We start from the raw sequence: 24,054 nt of genomic DNA, 5'->3' as shown, positions 1-24,054 counted from the left end.
AGCTCAGTAGCCAGGGCTTGTAACTGTTTCTCGTCCATCTTTTCACCTGTTTTAGTTGATAAATTAAACATATCAAAAACAGGCAATTACACAAATTTAGAAACAGGGTCTCAGAGGGCGTTTCATAGCACAACGCTGTTCTGCCGAAAAACCATATTCAATTTCACCTTGCAAAATTTGTTGTAATTCCTCGCTCATTTCCTGCGGTTCCAGGATAACAAACCCCAGTTTTTGGTAAAAAGGCGCATTCCAAAGGATGCTACGGAAAGTTGTTAAAGTTACAGACTGTAATTGACGTTGTTCAGCAACTTGAATAACTGTTTCCATTAATTTCTTACCTATGCCCTTTCTTTGCCAATCCCCATGCACAGACAGTTCAAAAATATGTAACCCGTCCTCCAGAGGTTTCGCCAGAATAAAACCTACAGGAATACCCTTATGATTTATTGCAACCCAGCTATTGTGTTGTGCAATATAGCCCGAATGTTGTTGTTCAGTCTGTACATGACCATCAGAAATCCAGGCTAATTCAGGTATGAGACAAAATAGTTGCGCAGCGGAATGTTCAATTATAGCTAACTGATTTATATCTGATAACTGTGTTGGCCGAATAGTAAACATTATACCACCTCGGTAATTATTCAGGATGGAAGCATCAATTTCATTGCAGCGATAATAATACCAGAAAAACCAAACATCATTGTTACCATCCATTTTGTCTGGGATGTTATTTTCTCTAATAGCGTCTTATGGATAGATGCCATTTCTTTATTGACAGATGCAATCTCAGTATGGATAAGTACCTTTACGGATTCAATATCGGCCTTAGTAGCATAGGTATTTTTTATAATTCCCACGTCTATTTTTAGCTCAGTTACATCTGTTTTTAGCTCTGCTACATCTGACTTTAATTCTATTACGTCTGTTTTTAATTGTCTTACATCTGTCTTTAGCTCTGTTACATCTGATTTTAGCTCTGTTACATCTGATTTTAACTGTGTTACGTCTGTTTTTAACTGTGTTACGTCTGTTTTTAACTGTGTTACGTCTATTTTTAACAGTGAAACATCTGTTTTTAATTGTGAAACATCTACCCCCATATTTTCAAATCTTTTTTCTAATATTACATTCATTTCCGTTCTCCCTGTCAGGTTGAAAGTACTAAAACTTATCGATTCAGGTAAAAAATACTTTTTATATTGCTGATTGTGATCCCCATATTCCCTTTGAACAGCATTGTCCTCAATTCTCATATATCACCTCCGAAATATCCTTTTTCTATTCTGTGTTTTTACAGAGAATCTATATTCATTGTTTTTAAATAACCAATAAATGATTACATTTTCAATTTATATATTGGCAATAAATTTAAAACGTATTTTTCATAATACTCTAGACTCTATCACCATTAATTTTTTAAATCATCAGCCGTTCCACTAATAACACAATAAAAACTCAAAGAATATATATAACAAAATCATTAAATTACGCCGGCATGTAACTTTAATATATAAAAATAAAATCTTACACTACCCAAGGATTTTACTTTATTTCTTTCATAAAAGAACATTCAATATTTGCGATTATCTTTTATTTATCATTAATTGCGAACTGCTACGCATTTCCATGTAAGAGAGGGCTGTAAAACAACCCTCAAAATAGCATCAAAAATTATGCTCTCGCACTATCCAGTAGCTTTTTCCAGGTCGATAAAATCAAAACCTGATCCGGTGGTGTCAATTCGCCAGCTTTAATTGCTTTCTGAACGCTTTCCTCTACACGCTGATGAAGCTGTTCAATAGTATTGGCACCTTCCTGCTCCAGTTCAGCAACGGCCAGCGTCAGATGCCCGCGGAGGTATCCACCAGCAAATAATTCGTCATCACTGGCATATTCAACCATGTCATCTATCTGTGCCAGAATGCGTGTTTCAAACTCTGCGAGCATTGTTTTTCCTCAAAAATCAAATCAGTGAGCAAAAGGATTTTCCGGGTCAGGAAAATGTTCTGCCTTTAGTGGAGGGGTATTGTAAAACGATTGCAGGGCACGAATAAAGCGCGCCGCGCGTAGGGGGATTCCATTTTCAAGGTATGTGATGACCTGAGCATGAACTTTCTGCTGAAAAGCAAAACGATCCGGTTCAAAATCACCGTCCAGATTATCGCAACTAATGTTGAACGGAAAGCCGGCAGCCATACAGAATAGCCACTCTAACGCCTGAGGTTTAATTTCGACTTTTTCGAATTCAGCCTGAGTTTGAGCATCGCGGCCATCAGGACAATACCAATAACCAAAATCAACCAATTTACGACGCTCTGCACCTGCAATGCACCAATGGGAAATTTCATGTAATCCGCTGGCGTAAAAGCCGTGGGCAAATACGACCCGGTTATAAACTTCTTTATCATCTGCGGGTAGATAAATTGGCTCATCATCACCTTTGATCAAACGGGTGTTATAGTCATCGCTAAAGCAATTATCAAAAATTTCAATTAGTTGTTGATAATGATGTTCAGCCATTTATTAATAAGGTCCTAAAAATTAAAAATAAAATGCCAGCCAGGAGCGAATGGTTTCACCATGCTGTTCATGAAGCAATTTGATGCTCATTAAAAAAGAGATGGTTACCAGCATCGGGCGAATCAATTTCTGCCCCCTGCTTAATACCAAACCAGCTCCTAAGCGTGCTCCAATCATCTGACCGGCCAGCATAACAAAACCCAGCAGCCATAAAACCTGTCCGCCAAGAATAAAGAAAACCAATGCACCGAGATTAGCTGCGCAATTCAGCACTTTTGCATGTGCAGTTGCCTTAGCCAGATTGTAACCACAGAGCATTACGTAAGAAAGTGCCAGAAAAGAGCCGGTTCCCGGTCCGAATACACCATCGTAAAACCCGATCCCTCCCCCGGCAAGGCAACCAAATGCAATCGGCCCCAGACGGCGCGGTCGATCTTCTGCACCTATATTTGGTACCAGCAGGAAGTAAAGGCCGATAATCATAACCAGAACCGGTAGGGCATAGCGCAGTAAATCCGGTGATACAAACTGAACCAGTAATGCGCCTGACATGCCCCCCAGAACCGTCATAGTGATAGCAAATCGTTGAGAACGTAAACTTACTATTCCCCGACGGATAAAATACAGGCTGGCAGAGAGTGAACTACCTACAGCCTGAAGTTTCCCTGTTGCCAGTGCCTGAACCGGCGTAATACCTGTGGATAATAAAGCAGGGATCGTTAACAGCCCGCCGCCACCTGCAATTGAATCGATAAAACCTGCAACCAGAGCAACTAAAAAGAGAAAACCATAAACTTCCGGACCCAGTAATGACCATTCCATGATGTATTTCACCAGAAAATTGCTTATTCGATATCACGATGTCTTTCGGCACCTGTTCATATTTGTTGAGCTCTGGTTCACCAGCTTGGAAGTGAAGGTGACACATCCGCACATTGTGCTCTCTGGCGCAACAGATGATCCATCAGGACAATCGCCATCATCGCCTCTGCAATAGGCACTGCGCGGATACCAACACAAGGATCATGCCGACCCCGGGTAACCATATCCACTTCTTCGCCCTGCCGATTAATTGTTTTACCTGAAACCATAATGCTGGATGTCGGTTTCAGCGCAATGTGGGCAACAATAGGCTGACTGCTACTGATCCCCCCCAGAATGCCTCCCGCATGGTTACTGGTAAAACCCTGAGAGGTGATTTCATCCCTGTTTTCACTGCCACGCAGGCCAATTACGCCAAAACCATCACCAATTTCTACGCCTTTCACAGCATTAATGCTCATTAGCGCATGGGCAATGTCGGCATCCAGACGGTCAAAAACCGGTTCTCCTAATCCAGCCGGAACATTTTCAGCCACAACGGTCACTCTGGCGCCAATGGAATCCCCTTCTTTCTTCAGGGCACGTAATAATTCATCAAGCTGAGTTAATTTACTTTCATCAGGACAGAAAAACGGGTTCTGCTCAACCAGATCCCAGTCTTTCATTTCGCAGTGAATATCTCCCATCTGAGTAAGGCAAGCACGGATACGAATACCATGTTTTTCGAATAAATATTTTTTGGCAATCGCTCCCGCAGCAACACGTATTGCAGTTTCGCGGGCAGATGAACGGCCACCTCCGCGATAATCTCGCAATCCATATTTTTGTTCATAGGTATAATCTGCATGGCCGGGACGGAAAACATCTTTGATCGCACTGTAGTCTTGCGAGCGTTGATCGGTGTTTTCAATTAATAAACCAATACTGGTTCCGGTCGTCACTCCCTCAAAAACACCGGAAAGTATGCGAACCTCATCGGGTTCACGGCGCTGAGTGGTATAGCGGGAAGTCCCGGGACGACGCCTGTCCAGATCGATTTGCAAATCGGCTTCCGAAATAACAATACCAGGTGGAACACCATCAACAATTCCACCCAATGCAAGACCGTGAGATTCACCAAATGTGGTGACACGGAAAAACTGTCCAATACTGTTGCCTGCCATACCTATCCTGCCATTATTTCTTATGTATTAAGATTAGATGTTAAATAACAATAAACTAACAAATGGTTAAAGCATAATTTATTTCACCCGATTTATTGAACTATACCAATTCAACTCCAAGAGGCGGGGCGATATAAGGACTTATCCCATATTACCCGTTGTAACCTGAAGTTTATCGGGCATAAAATGTGCTAAAAAATACTTTAACCATTGAGCTTAATATTGTGTGTAACGAACTTTAATCTTTGAACAGGTGAAAATGTTCGTGATATTCGACTAACTGGCTACGGGTCAGCATAAATACGCCACCGCCGCCATGTTCAAATTCCAGCCATGTGAATGGTACGTCAGGATACTGCCCAATCAGGTGAACCATGCTATTACCGACTTCACATATCAGCACACCCTCTTCTGTCAGGAAATCCGGGGCGGTCGCAAGAATACGACGAACCAGATCCAGCCCATCCACTCCCGCAGCCAGACCCAGCTCCGGTTCACGATGAAATTCATCCGGCAAATCACCCATATCTTCTTCATCCACATAAGGTGGATTAGTCACGATAAGATCGTATTTCATTGGTGGCATATCGCGGAACATATCAGAACGGATTGGTATGACGCGATGTAACAGAGCATGGTTTTCAATATTCTGTTCTGTCACAGCTAAGGCATCAGCAGAAATGTCAACTGCATCAACTTCTGCCTCAGGGAAAGCATGAGCACATGCAATTGCAATACAACCACTTCCGGTGCACAAATCAAGAATGGTTGATGGCTCCTGTGGGAGCAACCCTGCAAATTGATTGTTAATCAACTCACCAATGGGTGAACGCGGCACCAGAACCCGATCATCAACATAAAACTCATGCCCACAGAACCATGCACGGTTAGTCAGGTAAGCGATCGGAATGCGATCGTTGATGCGACGCTGGACACATTCAGCAATACGATGACGCTCCGTTGTTGTCAGGCGGGATGTCATCATGCTTTCTGGTATATCGATAGGCAGGTGCAATGTTGGAAGAACCAATTGCAAAGCCTCATCCCATGGGTTATCTGTCCCATGACCATAATAGATGCCGGCTGCACTGAAACGGCTGGTTGCCCAGCGCAGCATATCCTGAATGGTATGCAGCTCCGCGACGGCTTCATCTACAAAAATCTTATCCACAAGCACCTCTAAACCTCAAGAATATTAAGTCTGCTAGTTTGCCACGATCCCCGCCACAAATCAGCTATCTGAGCATGTGAATTATTTCAGGTGAAAAGCATATGTAAGATCGACAAAAACACAAAAGCCATCCTGCCCTGACAAGATGGCTTTCATTAACACTATCTTTTCATCAATCAGGCTTTTTTCTCACCCGATGTTTTAACCCACAGGAAATAGCAGGCAGTCAGTAATGCTACCCAACCGAGCCCCACATATAACGCAACGCGTGTATGCGGGAAATAACCCAGCACCACTATGATGAATGCCATAAATGCGATTGTCAGCATTGGCGCTATCGGCCAGAACGGTACAGGGAATTGCAGTTGCTTAGCTTCTTCCGCAGGCATTTTCCGACGCATCATGTATTGCGATAACAGAATCATCAGCCATACCCATACCGTGGCAAAGGTTGCGATAGAAGCGATAATCAAGAAGATTTCTTCCGGAAATATATAATTCAACCATACACCGACCAGCAAAATGACTGACATCACCAATACTGTCACCCACGGCACGCCATGTTTTGTCAGTTTGTTGAAAAAAGCAGGTGCCTGTTTTTTCTGCGCCATGCCGTACATCATTCGCCCGGCACCAAAGATATCGCTGTTAATGGCTGAGATTGCTGCCGTGATAACGACAAGGTTCAGAATATGGGCGGCATAGTTGAATTGCAGGCTGGAGAAAATTTGCACGAATGGGCTGCCATTCTGACCAACCTGATTCCACGGATAAATACACATCAGAACAAACAGGGTAAGAACATAAAACAGCAGAATGCGCACGGGGACAGCATTGATAGCTCGTGGAATAGAATATACCGGATTTTTCGCTTCACTGGCGGTAATACCGATAACTTCAATACCACCGAATGCAAACATCACAACGGTAAATGACGCAATAATCCCGGTAACGCCATTCGGCATAAAGCCGCCATGTTCCCACAGATTTGATAAACCGGTTCCCTGCTCGAACCCGTACATCATGATTGCAAAGCCGCCAACAATCATCGCGATGATCGCAACCACTTTTATGATGGAAAGCCAGAACTCCATCTCACCAAAAACTTTAACGTTACACAGGTTTATTGCTCCGATAAAAAAGACGATACCGAGAACCCAAATCCATTGATCAACGTGGGGAAACCAGAATTTCATATAGAGGCCAAATGCGGTGACATCCGCCAGACAGACCACCAGCATCTCAAAGACATAAGTCCATCCGGTCAGAAAACCCGCCAGCGGCCCCAGATAATGGCTGGCATAATGAGAAAACGAACCGGGCACAGGGTTATGAACCGCCATTTCCCCCAATGCCCGCATAACCATAAAAACAGCGGCTCCTCCGATAATATACGCCAGCAATACCGCCGGCCCTGCGGCCTGAATGGCTCCCGCAGAACCATAAAAAAGTCCGGTACCAATTGCCGACCCCAGTGCCATAAACCGAATATGACGAACGCTTAGCCCACGCTTGAGTTGTGAGGTGTTTTGCATGATTTATCCCTATTTCTTTTATTATTAGACGTGAAAGATAAATACAACGATAAGGCCGGGAAAACCGGCCTTCAGACGATTTAGTTTATGTGGTTTTTCAGGACATTACCAATCGGCAGGATCTTATCTGCCGGTAATAATGCAGAAAGTTGCTGTTCTGCCAGTAACTGAATAGCTGCTTCAATATCCGGTGCGAAAAAACGATCTTTATCGTAATACTTTACTTTATTACGCAGAATATGACGGGCTTGCTCAAGCGTCGGGCTACTCTTTAACCCTTCACGGAAATCGATGCCCTGACATGCCGTCAGCCATTCAATTGCCAGAATACCCCTGACATTATCCGCCATTTCCCACAAACGACGACCTGCTGCCGGTGCCATAGAAACATGATCTTCCTGATTCGCTGACGTCGGCAGGCTGTCAACACTGGAAGGATGTGCTAACGCCTTATTTTCACTTGCCAGTGCAGCCGCAGTTACCTGAGCAATCATAAAGCCAGAATTGACACCGCTGTTTTTGACCAGAAACGGAGGCAACTGAGACATATTGCTATCCATCAGCAGAGCAATCCGCCGTTCTGCCAGTGCACCAATCTCCGCCAGCGCAAGAGCCAGATTATCCGATGCCATCGCGACAGGTTCAGCATGGAAATTCCCGCCGGAAATTACTTCGTCCTGCTCAGTGAAAACCAGTGGGTTATCAGAAACAGCATTAGCCTCAACCATAATGACATCAGCAGCATGGCGGATTTGGGTCAGGCAAGCGCCCATAACCTGTGGCTGGCAACGTAGTGAATAAGGGTCCTGAACTTTCGGGCAGTTTTCGTGGGAGGCAGAAATGTCACTTTTCTCTTCCAATACAAAGCGATATAAAGCTGCAACATCAATTTGCCCTTTCTGCCCACGGACTTCATGAATACGTGCGTCGAATGGCTTACGGGATCCCAGAGCCGCTTCAACTGATAAAGCGCCACACACAACGGCTGATGCCAGTAATTCTTCCGCTGCAAACAAGCCTTTCAGGGCAAATGCTGTTGAAGTCTGAGTACCGTTCAGTAATGCCAGTCCCTCTTTTGCGACCAGCGTAAATGGCTGAAGACCCGCTTTTGCCAGTGCTTCTTTTGCCGGCAACCAATCCCCGCGATAACGGGCTTTGCCCTCACCCAGTAATAACAGACTCATATGTGCCAGCGGAGCCAAATCACCAGAAGCCCCAACCGACCCTTTAGCCGGAATACAAGGGTAAACTTCGGCATTCACCAATGCTATCAAGGCTTGAATAACTTCCAGACGAATACCTGAGTAACCACGAGCTAAGCTGTTAATTTTTAATACGACCATCAAACGGACGATTTCATCCGGCAACGGTTCACCAACACCCGCCGCATGTGACATAACAATCGAACGTTGCAGTTCTTCTAAATCCTGTTCTGCAATTCGGGTATTTGCCAGTAACCCAAAACCCGTATTAATTCCGTAAGCAGTTCTGTTTTCCTTGATGATGCGGTTAACACATTCAACACTGTTCTCTATCGCCGGAAGACATTGCTCATCTAACGTTATTTGTACCGGATGCTGATAGATATGGCGTAACTCTTCAAGCGTCATTTTTCCCGGATGGATAGTGATATATTTCATATTAGTAACGCTCCTTATTTTATTTCTGCCGCTTGAGTGTCTTCTTTTCGGGTATCGAGCATAGGTAAATTCAGCCCTTGTTCTTCTGCGCATTGAATTGCCAGTTCATAACCTGCATCTGCATGGCGCATAACGCCTGTCGCCGGATCGTTATGGAGTACCCGGGCAATGCGCTCCGCCGCTTCATCTGAACCATCACAGACAATCACCATGCCAGAGTGCTGGGAGAAGCCCATACCAACCCCGCCGCCGTGATGCAGCGAAACCCATGTTGCTCCACTGGCGGTATTTAACAGGGCATTCAGCAATGGCCAGTCAGATACTGCGTCAGAACCATCTTTCATTGATTCGGTTTCACGGTTAGGGCTTGCTACTGAGCCTGAATCCAGATGATCACGTCCAATCACTATTGGCGCGGAAAGTTCGCCATTACGAACCATTTCATTGAAAGCCAGACCCAGTTTGGCGCGATCGCCCAACCCTACCCAGCAAATACGTGCTGGTAAGCCCTGAAAGCTGATGCGTTCCCGTGCCATATCCAGCCAGCGATGCAGATGGTTGTCATCCGGCAATAGTTCTTTTACTTTGGCATCTGTTTTATAAATATCCTGAGGGTCACCAGAAAGTGCCGCCCAACGGAAAGGGCCTATGCCGCGACAGAAAAGCGGGCGGATATAAGCAGGAACAAAACCGGGGAAATTAAAGGCATTGTCAACGCCCATTTCCTTAGCCATCTGCCTGATATTATTACCGTAATCAAAAGTGGGTATACCCTGTTTCTGGAAATCCAGCATCGCGGCTACATGCTGTGCCATTGATGCTTTTGCCGCCTGGACAACGTGTTCCGGCTCAGTTTCAGCCCGACGACAATACTCTTCCCATGTCCACCCTACCGGCAAATAACCGTGTAATGGATCGTGAGCACTGGTCTGGTCTGTCACCATATCAGGGCGAACACCACGGCGAACCAGTTCTGGTAAAATCTCCGCTGCGTTACCACACAATGCTATTGATACTGCTTTACCTTCGCGGGTATAGCGCCCAATACGTGCCAGCGCATCATCCAGATCTATGGCCTGCTCATCCACGTATTGAGTACGTAAACGAAAATCAATCCGGCTTTGCTGACATTCAATATTCAGTGATGAAGCACCTGCCAGTGTTGCGGCCAGAGGCTGCGCCCCTCCCATACCGCCTAATCCGGCTGTCAGAACCCAGCGACCGGTCAAATCACCGTTATAGTGCTGACGCCCGGCTTCGACAAATGTTTCATAAGTACCCTGCACAATTCCCTGACTACCGATATATATCCAGCTGCCGGCCGTCATCTGGCCATACATCGCTAATCCTTTAGCATCCAGTTCATTAAAGTGTTCCCACGTTGCCCAGTGAGGAACCAGATTTGAGTTGGCAATCAGTACACGGGGAGCATTTTCATGTGTTTTGAAAACGCCGACGGGTTTGCCTGACTGAACCAGTAATGTCTCGTTGCTCTCAAGGTTTTTCAGAGTCTCAACAATCTTTTCATAACATTCCCAATTCCTGGCTGCGCGACCAATACCACCATAAACCACCAGCTCATGGGGATTCTCTGCAACATCAGGATCAAGGTTGTTCATAAGCATGCGAAGCGGAGCTTCTGTCAGCCAGCTTTTTGCTGTGAGTTTTGTTCCTCTGGGAGCACGGATAACCGCATTACTGAATTTATTATTTTGCGTTGTCACAGTTTTTCCTTTTTCATATTTATGAAAACTTATTAACTGTATAGTTGTATATACATGTATATTCAATAGGCAAAAATGTGACAGAGATAAAGTCAATAATTTTGTTATTTTTCTTTTTTATTGAAGATCAATAGGATGGTTATAATTCACTTGCAAAATATCAGAAGGGAATTTTTGCTGGTTTTGTGTTTTATATCACATATGTTTTACATTTTTGTTACCTTCTCCTCTCATGCATAATGCCAAAGAGGAGATTTTTGAGTACAGAGAAAACCAATCATAAACATCAATTCATGAGCTAAAACGCCCTTTCAACTTATAGCGGTGACCGGGAAATAATAATCTGGCACTGGAAACTATATGCTCTTTCGACCAAGTTCGGCGACTGATTAACAAACAGGGTGAATTCTCCTCTATTTGCAGTAAACGGCAGGAGCGGGCATCACCGGCAACAGCTTCTACAATATGTTCTCCCTCCGTAAGTGGTGCCACTATCGATAAGTAATCATGGGCTGTCTGTTGATGGAAATCCTGTCGCAAATATTCCGGTGCCGCTAGCGCATTAACATAACGATCCTCAATTTGTACGGGCACATCATTTTCATAATGGAGAATAATTGAGTGATAAACCGCTGTACCGGCTTTTATTCCCAGCTCCTTAGCCTGAGTCATATTAGCGGTGACTTCCGCCAGCTTTAATACCTTGCAGTTATGGCGATGGGTACGTGCCGCAATCTCATCAGCAATACTGTGAATTTCAAACAGGGCTGACTGCCCTTTCGGTTCTGAAACAAATGAGCCTACCCCCTGTAAACGAAATAAAAGCCCTTCTGCCGTCAGTTCCCGTAATGCCCTGTTTGCTGTCATGCGACTGCAATTAAATTGTTTTACTAACTCAGATTCTGAAGGCACTCTGTCATGGGGTTGCCACACCCCAGTATGAATTTTTTCAATAATTGATTGTTTGACTTTCGCATACAGAGGTACGGGTTTAGTTATTTTGTCTGATAAATCAATGGTCACAATAAATTCCTTTCTACTCCCGAGCGTATTGCCAATTATCCATTCCACCAATGCACTATTTGCCATGCAAGGCGAGCTGCGGCTTTACCGCCCATACCCTGAATATCGTACAATGGATTCAGCTCAACCAGATCAACAGCCTGTAATTTTTTACTCTGGCAAATCGGCTGGATCAGTGACAATAAACGCTCCAACGGAACACCGAGTGCAGCCGGAGCTGAAACTGACGGCATTTGCCAAATCGGTAATACGTCCAAATCAATCGTCATGTAGATGATTTCAGCCTGATTCAGCATATCCTGTATCTGTTGTTGAACTTTATCCAGCATAGAATCAATGCATTGAGTATCCCAAATAATAGTGACATCAAGATGATTCGCTTCATCCAATAAGGCTTGAGTATTTGAGGCCAGACTGGCACCCACACAGCTGTAATTAAACGGACGCTGTTGCTGGTGACAATAATCAGCAAGCTGGCAGAATGGTGTGCCTGATGTTGCCTGTGGCGCATTGCGTAGATCCAGATGCGCATCAAAATTAATGATCCCTACCCGCTGTGTCGGGAACGCACGATAAATGCCCATACCATGAGCAAAGGCAGTTTCATGACCGCCACCAAAAATGAGGGTACGCATTTTCTGGCTCTGACAGGCATAGACAGCATCACTCAGTGCACTTTGGGCTTCACTTAACTGACCGCTATTCGCCCGGATATTACCCAAATCCACCAGCAATTCATGCCCATCATGACTCGCCATATTTGCCAGCGACTGACGCAAATACTCAGGCCCTGATTTTGCTCCCGGCCGCCCCTGATTGAGTTTCACACCTTCATCACACTCAAAACCCAACAATGCAATATGATTCGGATATTGTTCAGGAGAAAAATCAGTGGGTTGTTTTATCGTCTGGAACATACGTAAAGCATTATTGGCCTCAGCAAGGTCATTACGTCCCTGCCAAATGTTTTCTGATGTCGGATGCCATAATTTCATGTTATTTCCCTCATTAATATTTATTGTTCACAAAAAATTATGTGTAATTACGCCACGATAGACACGGTAAACCAACGGGTTACGCCCTAATTCGTATAATATATCTACAGGTTCTTTTGCATCCCAAACAATAAAATCAGCCATATAACCTGCTGCTATCTGACCGTGACTTTCTGATCTGCCCAATGCGCGTGCCGCATGAATAGTCACACCCTGCCATGCTTCTTCCGGTGTCAGACCGAACTGGACACAAGCCATATTCATCATCATACGTAGTGACGTAAACGGGCTGGTTCCCGGATTAAAATCTGTAGAAATCGCCATCGGTACGCGGTATTGGCGTAATAAGGCAATCGGAGGACATTGTGTTTCTTTCAGAAAATAAAATGCCCCCGGCAATAAAACCGCAACCGTTCCACTGCGGCTAATTGCCTGAACACCTTTTTCATCCAGATATTCAATGTGATCAACAGATAAGCCCTGATAATCAGCAACCAGCTCAGTACCACCGAGATTGGAAAGCTGTTCAACATGGCCTTTGACGGGAATATTTAATCTTCTGGCCGCATCAAAGACGCGTTTAGTCTGTTCAAGACTGAATCCAACGCTTTCGCAAAACACATCCACAGATTCAAATAACTGCTTTTGCCAAAGATTGGGCAGAATAGTGTCACAAACTAAGTCAATATAAGCGTCAGGATTATGTTTGTATTCCGGAGGAACAGCATGGGCAGAAAGCAGAGTCGGGCTGATTTCAACTGGGTTTTTCTGCCCTAATATCCGAATAACGTCCAGTTGCTTCTCTTCATTTGCCAAATCCAGCCCATAGCCTGATTTCATTTCAATGGTTGTCACACCTTCAGCTATCAAAGCACTCAGCCGCTTTTGAGCCGCAATTTCCAGTTGTTGGGCTGAACTTTGCCGGGTGGCATTGACTGTGGCATTAATACCGCCACCTTTAGCACTGATTTGTGCATAAGAAATACCATTCAGACGCTGCTCCCACTCTGATGCCCGGTTACCACCAAAAACCAGATGAGTATGACAGTCAATCAGGCCGGGAGTAATTAATCGCTGTTCTGCATCAATCACCTCGCAACGGTTAGCTGGCACACTCTCCGTTGGCAGAACTGCCAGAATTTTTTCATCCCGTATGATCAAATCATATTGTTCCAGAATACCGTAATTATGCTTGCCATCCATGTTACTGATTGTAGGGTTCATTGTGGCAAGTCTGGCATTACGCCAGATAATGTCGGTATCTTTCAGTTCAATCGACATTATTTTCGTCCTGTTATTTTTTTGTTGTTACTGACAGTTGTTATGTTGTATATACATTTATTTTATAACCAGACACAATTGTCAAATAATTTTATGAACAGCATGTGCCCAAAAATAATAGCGTCTAAGCAAAATCTTAATAAATCGGGTACAATCACCGAAAGTTGTTAATGAATTAGTATGTAATGAAGAAGAAAAAACCATTAAATGAAGAAGACATCAGTCTATTTAGAACGTCAGTAGTGGGAACCCGTCGGATTACTCAGGATAAAGTCTTACACTCCCCAAAAAGAAAAAAAATCAGTCACATGGCACCTGAACGCCTGATGCAAGAACAGGTCGATGCCAGTTACTATTTTTCTGATGAGTTTCAGCCTAACCTGGATATGGAAGGCCCGACTCGTTATGTACGAGAAGGAGCCAATCATTATGAGCTGAAAAAGCTGCGGCGAGGTGATTATCCCCCTGAGCTTTTTCTGGATTTACACGGATTAACTCAGTTACAGGCTAAACAGGAAATTGGGGCGTTAATCGCGGCCTGTCGTCGAGAAAATGTCTATTGTGCCTGTGTTATGCATGGTCACGGTAAGCATATCCTCAAGCAACAAACACCACTATGGCTCGCCCAACATCCTGATATTATCGCTTTTCATCAGGCACCTAAAGAATGGGGGGGAAACGCTGCATTACTCATTTTGGTTGAACAGGATGAGTTTATACAGCGTTAGCCAAAACACGTTTTAACCTGTGGGCTGGTCAGGGCTACAATTGTGCCGGAGAGGTTTGCCATAGCAGGCGGCCTTTTTGTGTCTGCTTATCCAGTTCCACACAGGCAATACTGGATGTCGAAAACATCGGAGGGGCTTGCGCAGGGCAAAGTTCGGACACTAAATAGCCAACTAAAGGTAAGTGAGAAACTACCAAGATGGCTTTTTTTCCTTGCTCTGCCAAAACCTGTAAGTAACTTGCCACCAGCTCAGCATCACCCGACGGGGTTAGCTCTTCTAATATTTCCTCACTATCAGGTAATACCAGACTCTCACGCACCACTTGCAGAGTCTGCCCCGCCCGGATATAAGGACTGACCAGTACGCAATCAATCTCAGGCTTCTGTTGCTCAAGCCAAAGCGCCATTTTCTGCGATTCCTGACAGCCGCGCGGCGTTAACTCCCGCGTTGCATCGCTGATTGAGTTAAAAGCAGCATCACCATGACGCATAATAAACACGAACATAATTCACCGTTGAGTTAAATTTCAGAACTAATTCTAATATTTACTTTCATTCTACCAAAAATAACCCTGAAATTACTCAGGCAATTAGCTGAATTGAAGTCACCCGTTTTCAGGTAACTTATCACGAAAGTAAAATAATATTATTGAGAGCGAACTGTGAACCTTTGACAAAAGGTTTCAATGAAAATTGAGAGATATTCTGCCGCAAAATATGGCTAAATAAAATTACTAATAATGGGTGATATATGTATTGTTTGGCTATTATATTAAGCTGATAACTTAACAATAAAAATTCACACACAATATATTTTTTAGCAATTATAGATAAAACCGGCCCTTTAAATTTAAAGGGCCGGTATCACTTATTAAAAAATACCAGAAGAAGCGTATATGCGTTATTCGTAGAATCTCTTATCCTGTTCAGCCATCTGAATCAGACGTTCACAGGGTGCAAACCTGTCTCCGTACTGCTGTGCCAAACGTTGCAAAGTCTCTACAACATGACGGCTACCAAGCTTATCCATATAACGGAATGGCCCTCCCAGGAATGGCGGGAAACCGATACCAAATACAGCACCTATATCACCATCACGAGGGCTGCGGATGATGCCTTCATCCAGACAACGTACAGCTTCATTTAACATTAACATCAGACAACGCTGAGCAATGTCTGAGCGTGACATTTTTGCAGCAGGCTGAACTTTCAACAGGGAATAAATCGAAGGATCAGCCTCTTTGCTGTTTTTCCTGAATGACCAGAATTTATTCTTTTTAGTTGCATAGGAGTAAAAACCACGACCGTTTTTCTTACCCTTGCGATCGTTATTCAGCACAGCATCTAAAATTGCCGGCGGTGTAAACCGCTCCCCTAATTGATCCACCAGCACAGGGATAATTTTGGTTCCGACATCAATACCGACTTCATCCAGCAAATTGATTGGCCCGATTGGGAAACCAAAATCAACCAGGGCTTTATCGATATGTTCGATAGGTTCCCCTTCCACCAGACAATAGCCCGCTTCATTAATATAAGGAGATAAAATTCGGTTAACATAAAACCCGGCTTTATCTCCCACAACAATGGCTGTTTTACCCTGTTTTTTCGCCAGTGCTACTGCTGTTGCTATTGTTTTTTCACTTGTTCCTGCATGTGGAATGACTTCCACCAATGGCATCTTATCTACAGGGCTGAAGTAATGAAGGCCAATAACCTGTTCCGGTCGTTTAGCAATTTCCGCAATCTGGTGAATCGGCAATGAAGACGTGTTAGACGCGAAAATAGTTTCCGCCTTTGTATTCGCTTCAACTTCTGCGACCATCTTACGTTTCAGTACCAAGTCTTCAAATACGGCTTCAACCACAATATCAGCCTGTTTAAAACCACTGTAATCTATAGTACCAGAAAGCAGAGACATCTGACGAGAACGCTCCGATGGGGTCAGACGCCGTTGACTAACACGCTTGGAAAGCATATCCCATGTATATTTCAACGCCTGATTAATGCCTTTCTCATTAATATCTTTGATACGCACCGGTAAATGACCACGAGTTGCGGTTACATTCGCAATCCCGCCTCCCATCAAGCCACCACCTAAAATCCCCACATGCCTGATCTGAGCAGGCAGTTCCGAAGAACCCGTCTCATTTTTTAATGAGGTGGTAGCAAAAAACAGACTGCGCAGTGCCGATGATTCCGACGACATAGCCAGCTCACCAAATGCTTTGGCCTCTGCCTGCAAACCGGCTTTTTGCCCTTTCTCCAGACCAAGACGGATCACATCAATGATCCGTTCTGGCGCGGGATAATGACCATGAGTTTTGGCCCGCGTTTTTTGCTGAACCATACGGAATAATAATGGCCTGCCAAGAGAACTCGCTAACAGACGTTGTGACCATGCCAGAGGTTTGCGTTTAGCAACACCTTTTTTAACATATTGAACTGCTACATCCAACAGAATATCCAAAGGAACAGCATCATCAACAACACCCAGTCGTTTTGCCTGTTTTGCTTTGAGCTGACGCCCTGTCAGGATCATATCTAATGCAGAGCTGACACCGATCAAACGAGGAAGTCTTTGAGTCCCGCCGGAACCCGGCAGCAACCCGAGCTGTACTTCAGGTAAACCAAGACGGGTTTTATCATCCAGAGAACAAATACGTGCATGGCAGGCTAATGCAAATTCCAACCCACCTCCTAAGCATGCACCATGAATAGCCGCAACAATAGGTAAAGAATAACTGGCAATTTTATCAAATAATTCCTGACCTTTTTCAGCCAGAGCCGTTGCTTCCTGTTGAGTCTGGCAACCCGCGATCATCGTAATATCTGCACCGGCGATAAAGGTGTCGGGCTTACCGGATATAATCACCAGCCCTTTTAAACCGGAAACCTGTTGTGCCTGCTCGAAAACCGCCAAAAATTGCTCAACAAACTCCGCTTTCAGCGTATTAACTTTTTCACCCGGAACATCAATAGTAATGACGCCAACTCTGTCATCTCTGACAGAAAAACTGAATACCGATTGTGCTGCTGACATGATTGTTTCATCCAGAGCCATTATTCCACCTCCAATACCATTGCCGCACCCAAGCCACCCGCTGCACAGGCCGTTGCCAACCCAAGCCCGCCTCCACGGCGACGCAGTTCATTCAGTGTCTGGGTCACCATTCTAGCCCCGGTGGCAGCAAATGGATGCCCATAAGCAATTGAACCACCGAGTACGTTGAATTTATCCATATCAACCTCACCAATCGCCTGAGAACGCCCCAATTTCTCGCGGGCAAATTTATCACTGGCAAACATTTTCAGGTTTGTCAGAGTCTGAGCGGCAAACGCTTCATGCATATCAATAAGGGAAAGATCATTTAACGTGATCCCCGCTCTGTTCAGTGCCAGTGGAGTTGCATATGATGGCCCCAGTAACATGTCCTGCCAGACATCAATCGCTGAAAATGCATAACTGCGCAAATAGCCCAATGGCACCATGCCAAGTTCTTTAGCAGCGGATTCACTCATCAAAATCACTGCCGCGGCACCATCAGTCAGCGGGGTACTATTGGCGGCAGTGACTGTGCCATATTTGCGATCAAAAGCCGGGCGTAATTTCGCATAAGACGTAAGTTCTGAATTTTTGCGGATATTATTATCTTCCTGCAAAGATTCGCGATATGGCGGAAAATGAGCCGATATAACTTCATCACGTAATAGGCCCTTCTCCCAGGCTTTAGCCGCCATCAAATGAGAACGGTGCGCCAGCTCATCCTGAGCTTCACGACTGATATGGTAGGTTTTCGCCATTTGTTCAGCAGTATCGCCCATTCTTAACCCGGTAGAATATTCAGCAACTGCTGGCGATACGGGCAGTAAATCTTTTAATTTCAACTTGCTCAGCAATTTAAGGCGCTGTGAAAGGCTTTTGGCTTTATTCATATCAACCAGAGTACGAGCCAGTGATTTGGTCACCCCAATTGGCAGGACAGATGAAGAATCAGCCCCACCAGCAATTCCCACATTCACGGTTCCGGCCATAATACTTTCTGCTACATTAGCTATCGCCTGAAAACTGGTTGCGCAGGCCCGGGAAACACTGTACGCATCTGTACTAACACTTAAACCCGCACCCAACACGATTTCCCGTGCAATATTCGGGGCTTCAGGCATTTGAACAACCTGACCAAAAACCAATTGGTCGATCTTCTCTGGTGGCAGCCCACTTCTGATGACCAACTCACTGACAACAGCTTTCCCCAAATCAACAGCCGGAATACCGTGATAGTTCGTTGCCTGTTTAGCAAAAGGAAGGCGTAACCCACTGACAATAGCAACTCGTTCCTTTTGTTGTGCCACTTTTGTTGAAGAACGACTCATAGCAACTCCTGCAATAATCATTAATTAAATCAATTGATTAAAATTATTTACTCACCTCATAAGAGGTCAGACCTGATGAAGCATTGTTAACGTAATGTTGGGAAATAGCAAACAGGAATAAACTAAAAATGCGAGCAAGCGCAACTTTAATAGATTTATAATTTATACGATCTGAACAGATAGCACGCGAACAAAAGATGAAGAAACACTTATTGGTTACAACAAATAATCATCAGCTTTCCCATTGTTATGACTATTTTTGACCACAATGGGAAAACTGTAACTCAGAAAGTAGTTAACGCAACCCCAGCTGAAATATCATAGCCTCTGCCTGACAACTAAATGTAAAATCTATGGTCAATTGTATACCATCATGCACTTCTTCTATTTTATGTTTATGGCTGATGATACAAGGATCAGATTCCACCTTTTTTGCTTTTTCTGTCAATACATTAAGCATTGCATCTGCTTCCTGACTGCTGGCAAAAATCTGTTGATAAGAAGCCGTGCACTCTTCATTATCAATGACTGTACCAACATCAACACAACAGCAAGCGGCTGTTTCGTTAGCCCCATGGCGCTTAAGTACATCAGTCATCTTATTTCTCCGACAATAAAAATCCAAATATGATTTTACGTTGTACTTTCCTTTAATAACCACTATTTACACTGTGTAATACCATTTATTTCACTCTTTATTGATCTCAGCACGTTAATTAAATCGCGTTTACATTCCGTTAACACAAACTGTCTATTTTTTGTTAAGCAAGTCCCATTTTAGTAATCATTTTCGTCATATTTTAAAAACATTCTTGCAACACATTGCTATCTCAGGCCTATACTTCTCACACTGGTCTGATTTGTCATTGTGATGAACCGACTCTACAATTCCGCGCTCTCAGCTACTTGAGTAGCATGTTAAATAATAATTAAACAATGAGGTTTTGGTTATGAACCAGAAAAACCTATTTTCACGTTCAGCATTAGCAGTGGCGGTTGCGATTATTTCATCTAACGCTAATGCTGCAGGTTTTCAATTGAATGAATATTCATCATCAGGACTAGGTCGTGCATTTTCTGGGGCAGGTGTTGTTGCAGAAGACGCCTCTGAAGGTAGCCGCAACCCTGCAGCCATGACCCTCTTTGATCGCCCATCATTTTCTGGCGGTCTTATTTATGTTAAGCCAAAAGTTGATATCACGGGCAAGTCTCCTATTACTAACAATAGTACTGACGCAAAAAATATTGCACCAAATGCACCAGTACCGAATCTACATTTCATTACACCAATCACCGATGAACTGTTTGTTGGCGCATCAGCCACAAGTAACTTTGGTTTAGCTACAAATTTCAGCAATAACTATGCTGCCGGCTCTCTGGGTGGAAAAACATCACTCAAGACTGTGAACTTTAATCTGGCTGGTGCATATAAACTCAATGATCAGTTTAGTTTGGGTCTGGGTTTAAATGCCATTTACGCTGATGCTGAAATTGTTCGTCATCTGGGTGAAGTAAGTTCTGCACTCTCTCAAGCTCTGGGGAAAAATATTCCAGCAAGCACAGAAGTAGCTCGTCTAGAAGGCAAAGATTGGGGTTATGGCTGGAATGCAGGACTTCTGTATCAATTCGATGAAAATAACCGTTATAGCTTAACTTACCGTTCGAAAGTTAAAGTAAAGTTTAAGAATGGTGATTACAGCAATCAACTGCCTTATATTGATACTCCTTTCCTAAAAATACCTGGACTTGCAGGAAAAACCATCAAAGGTACACTAGATCTAAACCTGCCTGATATGTGGGAAATCTCTGGTTATAACCGTGTTGCACCTCAGTGGGCAATCCATTATAGCTTCCTCTATACTGGCTGGAATAGCTTCAAGGAATTAAAAGGTGAACCTAAAAACGGTGGAGACAAGCCTCTATTTGAAAAGCACGAAGGTTTCCGCAATGCTTACCGTATCTCACTGGGTACAACTTACTATCATGACGATAACTGGACATTCCGTACCGGTATCGCTTTCGATGAAAGCCCTGTACCAGCCCAAAACCGCTCTATCTCCATCCCAGACCAGAATCGTTTCTGGTTAAGTGTAGGGACAACTTACGCATTTAATAAAGATACCTCCGTAGATGTGGGTATTTCTTATATGCGTGGGAAGAAGGTACATGTGAACGAAGAATTACCAAAAGATCTCCAAAAAGGTCCTTTCGCCACGGCGTATGATTTCGATTCTAAAGGAACTGCATGGTTAGCAGGTGTAGGCCTTAACTACACATTCTAATCATCTTCTATGATCAAAAAAGGATAGCTGAAGCTATCCTTTTTTGTTAATTCTCTCAATAAATTAATCGATAGAATCCAATTCATCCTCAATAGCAGCAGCATTAGGATTTTCTTCCGGCAGAAGCTTGCCACCGTTAGCCAGAAAATCATGGCGCTGGAAGTAGGCTTCACGCATCATCAAATACGGATCTGAAGAATTTTTTATCAGGCCATCTGAATCCAGCAAACGTGCGCGAGTTTCGAGCCCCTGAAATACCCACTTTCCGACAGCCATCCAGGGGGTAAGATAACTCAATACAGGATAAGTCATATCTGCCATATCCCCACCTTCGTCACGCGCAGTAAAGCTACCATATCCCGGCAAAACAACATAAGGGCCATAACCAACATTATAGTACCCAAGGGTGCTACCAAAACGCATAGGATCCTGTTTTGCCAGTTTGGGGTTTGCCATTGAAGCAACATCAATAAGCCCCCCCATACCCAGAATGGTATTCAAAAAGAATCGGTTAAAATGCTTTGCGCCTTCCTTTATATCTCCGCGCAAAAAACTATTCACCATGCTGGCTGGTTCTTCCAGATTACTCATAAAATTGCCAATACCATTTCGCGCCGGCATCGGTACATAATCATGCCAGACAGCAGCAGCAGGCCGTAAGAGATAAGGGTCGAGAACATTATAGTTAAAGTTGAACATAGTCCGGTTAAACCCTTCCAGCGGATCAGAGCGCCCTTGTTCATAATTATTTGATGAGCTTGCACATCCCGCCAGTAATACTGCTGTAAGAGCAACCCCGCTCAGACGATACTTCATACTGTTCTCCACATAATCACTTTTGCCATTGCCTACTTCCGCTCGTTAATGTATTTCAATTAATAGACCCCACGCTAAATATACTGCCAATTTTTCTTTAATGGTAATCAAAATGAGCGGTGATTATGTAGACAAACAGTGAGTTGCGCTCTCCCTTCACTTCCGGGATATATCTTGAAATTTACCCTGTCTCACTATTAAAAAGTGAAAAACTTCAGGGAAGAGATCATCCTTCCTGCCAATTTCATCTCATTTTGGCAACTTCAGAAAACAGAGGTGTCGCAAGATCTACCTTCGTCAGCAGAGTATCAAGACACTTACCAAGCACGGTTTCAATACCTTGCTCTCTAATAAACTCTAAGATAACTTTCTTCTCATTATCTGGAATATTTGCCGTTTTAATGACTGTTTCAATCTGTTCAAGTGTATTTTTATGAACTTTTATCGTGAATGACTTCATCTCATCATCAATTGTATCCATATTGGCGTAATCTACACCGGCAGCAGTAAGCGCCATTGAATCAGGATTAAAGCCATAACCCCCATTATCATCAAAATGGATAGCGAAATGATTAACTAAACCAACTTTTACTAAATAATTTATATCGTCAGCCAACTGATCCCATCCAAATGCTTCCCCCAGGAATTGAAGTTTTTCCTTACTAATAGGTTTCATCACATGATTTTTATCATTCATAGCCCGGACAATCATATGTTGTCTCTCTTTCAACATAGTCATTGAGTTTTTCCTTCGGTGAGCATCAGATAGATTAGATTATAGTCAATTACCGTAAGTACACTATGCTGTTGTCATAAAAAACAGGAATATGAAATTTAAAACATAATACGTTGAATATATTAAATAAATCGTTTATTTTTAGAAGCTAAATCTATCATTAAAAAAGAGTTTTCTTTTATTATTTAATATGAAAATAGCTATATTACGCAGAAATGGACTTGGTGATCTTATCTGTACCCAGCCATTAATAAAGTTTTTACAGAAAAAATACCCAAATGCAGAGATTAGCCTTTTCATAGAACAGGGCAACCATGATCTCGCCAAGTATGTATGCCCTGATGTAGACATCAATATCCTTCCTAAAGGGAATAAATATCTTTCTATTGCCAAAACCGCTCTCAAATTCCGCAAAAAGCACTTTGACATTGCCATTTCTGCTAAACCCAGCCCGATGAAACTGAATAACTTATTCCTATGGTTACTTGGAGCTAAAAAACGTTATGCTGTTGTTGCAGATAAAAAATGGGATTCCAAATTAATTAACTATCCGACTAATACAAAATCGGTGAAAGGTTATCATCAGGCATTAAAGGTTTTACGCACAATTTCCCCAAAAGAGCAATATTTAGCACCAGATTTATTCCCTGAAATAAAAATAATCAATCAATCAAAGCCTGTTTATTCAGGAAATCCATTGGTTTTATTTTCTGTTTCTAATAATAGAAAAAACAGCTTAATTAATAATGAAAACATTGCACTAATAGCAGATGAAATTTTAAAAAAACACCCTACTGCAAATTTTATTATCTCTGCTTTCCCAAATGATATAAATGTAGCTGAAGATCTAGTTTCCCGTATAAATGGGAATAGCCAAATCGTTATGTGCAATTCATTACATTCTTTCATATCATTATTAAATGAAATGACTTTAATCGTCGTTGGTGATGGTGGTATTTGCCACTTAGCAGCAGCACTAAAGAAAAAACTTGTTGCACTTTATGGTGTCACAAAACCTGAAAATTGGTCCCCACTGGCATCAAAAAATATGTGTATTACCTTATATGATCCCAAAAATGTTAACAATATCCCTTTAGCTCAAGTCACTGATGCAATATTTCATCTTATTGATAATTAAAATCATTTAATAATTTACAATCATAAATAAACTTCCCCGTTGCAAATAACGGGGATTTTCTCCATCTTCAGAAATTAAAAGATGACGAATAGATATTATATCCATTC

22 protein-coding genes are annotated in these 24,054 nt (G+C 43.2%); 3 read left to right on the top strand and 19 right to left on the bottom strand.

Features of this window, described 5'->3' with window-relative positions:
• Window positions 1-96: 96 nt before the first annotated feature.
• From AACX68_RS17395 to hutI, 13 genes are all read right to left on the bottom strand, one after another.
• On the bottom strand, window positions 97-621 hold the full coding sequence (locus AACX68_RS17395; RefSeq protein ID WP_228859947.1) for a GNAT family N-acetyltransferase: 525 nt from the start codon (window positions 619-621) through the stop codon (window positions 97-99).
• 20 nt (window positions 622-641) lie between these two features.
• Window positions 642-1,253 carry a hypothetical protein gene (locus AACX68_RS17390; RefSeq protein WP_228859946.1) on the bottom strand — a complete coding sequence of 204 codons (612 nt, stop codon included), beginning with the start codon at window positions 1,251-1,253 and terminating at the stop codon, window positions 642-644.
• 418 nt (window positions 1,254-1,671) lie between these two features.
• Complete coding sequence (locus AACX68_RS17385; RefSeq protein ID WP_228859945.1) at window positions 1,672-1,947, bottom strand: YfcL family protein; 276 nt, start codon at window positions 1,945-1,947, stop codon at window positions 1,672-1,674.
• Window positions 1,948-1,968: 21 nt separating this feature from the next.
• Window positions 1,969-2,520: an elongation factor P hydroxylase gene (locus tag AACX68_RS17380; RefSeq protein WP_228859944.1), complete on the bottom strand. Its 552-nt coding sequence runs from the start codon at window positions 2,518-2,520 to the stop codon at window positions 1,969-1,971.
• A 21-nt stretch (window positions 2,521-2,541) separates the two neighbouring features.
• Complete coding sequence (locus AACX68_RS17375; protein ID WP_228859943.1) at window positions 2,542-3,342, bottom strand: sulfite exporter TauE/SafE family protein; 801 nt, start codon at window positions 3,340-3,342, stop codon at window positions 2,542-2,544.
• 77 nt (window positions 3,343-3,419) lie between these two features.
• A complete protein-coding gene (aroC, locus tag AACX68_RS17370) occupies window positions 3,420-4,505 on the bottom strand; it encodes a chorismate synthase (RefSeq protein ID WP_099108444.1) in 1,086 nt (361 codons plus the stop codon).
• 238 nt (window positions 4,506-4,743) lie between these two features.
• Window positions 4,744-5,676: a 50S ribosomal protein L3 N(5)-glutamine methyltransferase gene (gene prmB, locus AACX68_RS17365; RefSeq protein ID WP_228859942.1), complete on the bottom strand. Its 933-nt coding sequence runs from the start codon at window positions 5,674-5,676 to the stop codon at window positions 4,744-4,746.
• Window positions 5,677-5,852: 176 nt separating this feature from the next.
• A complete protein-coding gene (locus AACX68_RS17360) occupies window positions 5,853-7,211 on the bottom strand; it encodes an amino acid permease (RefSeq protein WP_228859941.1) in 1,359 nt (452 codons plus the stop codon).
• Between the two features lie 80 nt (window positions 7,212-7,291).
• Window positions 7,292-8,851 carry a histidine ammonia-lyase gene (gene hutH / locus AACX68_RS17355; RefSeq protein ID WP_228859940.1) on the bottom strand — a complete coding sequence of 520 codons (1,560 nt, stop codon included), beginning with the start codon at window positions 8,849-8,851 and terminating at the stop codon, window positions 7,292-7,294.
• Between the two features lie 14 nt (window positions 8,852-8,865).
• Complete coding sequence (gene hutU / locus AACX68_RS17350; protein WP_228859939.1) at window positions 8,866-10,575, bottom strand: urocanate hydratase; 1,710 nt, start codon at window positions 10,573-10,575, stop codon at window positions 8,866-8,868.
• 291 nt (window positions 10,576-10,866) lie between these two features.
• Window positions 10,867-11,598, bottom strand: a complete 732-nt coding sequence (gene hutC / locus AACX68_RS17345; RefSeq protein WP_370630304.1) for a histidine utilization repressor — start codon at window positions 11,596-11,598, stop codon at window positions 10,867-10,869.
• Window positions 11,599-11,633: 35 nt separating this feature from the next.
• Complete coding sequence (gene hutG / locus AACX68_RS17340; protein ID WP_228859938.1) at window positions 11,634-12,593, bottom strand: formimidoylglutamase; 960 nt, start codon at window positions 12,591-12,593, stop codon at window positions 11,634-11,636.
• Between the two features lie 27 nt (window positions 12,594-12,620).
• The gene (hutI, locus tag AACX68_RS17335) at window positions 12,621-13,874 is read right to left on the bottom strand and encodes an imidazolonepropionase (protein WP_228859937.1); all 1,254 of its coding nucleotides are present in this window, start codon (window positions 13,872-13,874) and stop codon (window positions 12,621-12,623) included.
• Window positions 13,875-14,059: 185 nt separating this feature from the next.
• On the opposite strand from hutI, the gene smrB reads away from it, so the two are divergent.
• The gene (smrB, locus tag AACX68_RS17330; protein ID WP_228859936.1) at window positions 14,060-14,602 is read left to right on the top strand and encodes an endonuclease SmrB; all 543 of its coding nucleotides are present in this window, start codon (window positions 14,060-14,062) and stop codon (window positions 14,600-14,602) included.
• Window positions 14,603-14,636: 34 nt separating this feature from the next.
• Here the strand turns inward: smrB and sixA are convergent, their stop codons facing one another.
• The 4 genes from sixA to AACX68_RS17310 all read right to left on the bottom strand — a co-directional run bounded on the left by sixA (window position 14,637) and on the right by AACX68_RS17310 (window position 19,573).
• Window positions 14,637-15,107: a phosphohistidine phosphatase SixA gene (sixA, locus tag AACX68_RS17325; protein WP_228859935.1), complete on the bottom strand. Its 471-nt coding sequence runs from the start codon at window positions 15,105-15,107 to the stop codon at window positions 14,637-14,639.
• 395 nt (window positions 15,108-15,502) lie between these two features.
• Window positions 15,503-17,665, bottom strand: coding sequence for a fatty acid oxidation complex subunit alpha FadJ (gene fadJ, locus AACX68_RS17320; RefSeq protein ID WP_228859934.1), 2,163 nt, complete (start codon window positions 17,663-17,665; stop codon window positions 15,503-15,505).
• Window positions 17,665-18,975 carry an acetyl-CoA C-acyltransferase FadI gene (gene fadI / locus AACX68_RS17315; RefSeq protein WP_228859933.1) on the bottom strand — a complete coding sequence of 437 codons (1,311 nt, stop codon included), beginning with the start codon at window positions 18,973-18,975 and terminating at the stop codon, window positions 17,665-17,667. Before fadI ends, fadJ begins: the two co-directional genes overlap by 1 nt.
• A gap of 295 nt (window positions 18,976-19,270) precedes the next feature.
• On the bottom strand, window positions 19,271-19,573 hold the full coding sequence (locus AACX68_RS17310; RefSeq protein ID WP_228859932.1) for a YfcZ/YiiS family protein: 303 nt from the start codon (window positions 19,571-19,573) through the stop codon (window positions 19,271-19,273).
• Window positions 19,574-19,925: 352 nt separating this feature from the next.
• Here AACX68_RS17310 and fadL point away from each other — a divergent pair, with 352 nt between their 5' ends.
• Entirely contained in the window at window positions 19,926-21,257 is a 1,332-nt protein-coding gene (gene fadL, locus AACX68_RS17305; RefSeq protein WP_228859931.1) for a long-chain fatty acid transporter FadL, read from the top strand.
• Between the two features lie 63 nt (window positions 21,258-21,320).
• On the opposite strand, the gene mlaA is transcribed toward fadL, so the two are convergent.
• On the bottom strand, window positions 21,321-22,073 hold the full coding sequence (gene mlaA, locus AACX68_RS17300; protein WP_228859930.1) for a phospholipid-binding lipoprotein MlaA: 753 nt from the start codon (window positions 22,071-22,073) through the stop codon (window positions 21,321-21,323).
• Window positions 22,074-22,317: 244 nt separating this feature from the next.
• Window positions 22,318-22,812 (bottom strand): hypothetical protein, encoded by a 495-nt coding sequence (locus AACX68_RS17295; RefSeq protein WP_228859929.1) that lies wholly within the window; start codon window positions 22,810-22,812, stop codon window positions 22,318-22,320.
• A gap of 187 nt (window positions 22,813-22,999) precedes the next feature.
• On the opposite strand from AACX68_RS17295, the gene AACX68_RS17290 reads away from it, so the two are divergent.
• Window positions 23,000-23,947 carry a glycosyltransferase family 9 protein gene (locus tag AACX68_RS17290; protein ID WP_228859928.1) on the top strand — a complete coding sequence of 316 codons (948 nt, stop codon included), beginning with the start codon at window positions 23,000-23,002 and terminating at the stop codon, window positions 23,945-23,947.
• Window positions 23,948-24,054: the final 107 nt, after the last annotated feature.

Source organism: Xenorhabdus sp. PB61.4 (assembly GCF_963894935.1).
GTDB lineage: Bacteria > Pseudomonadota > Gammaproteobacteria > Enterobacterales > Enterobacteriaceae > Xenorhabdus > Xenorhabdus stockiae.
Note: the sequence above shows the minus strand (reverse complement) of the source record. Positions and strands in the feature narration are given on the sequence as shown.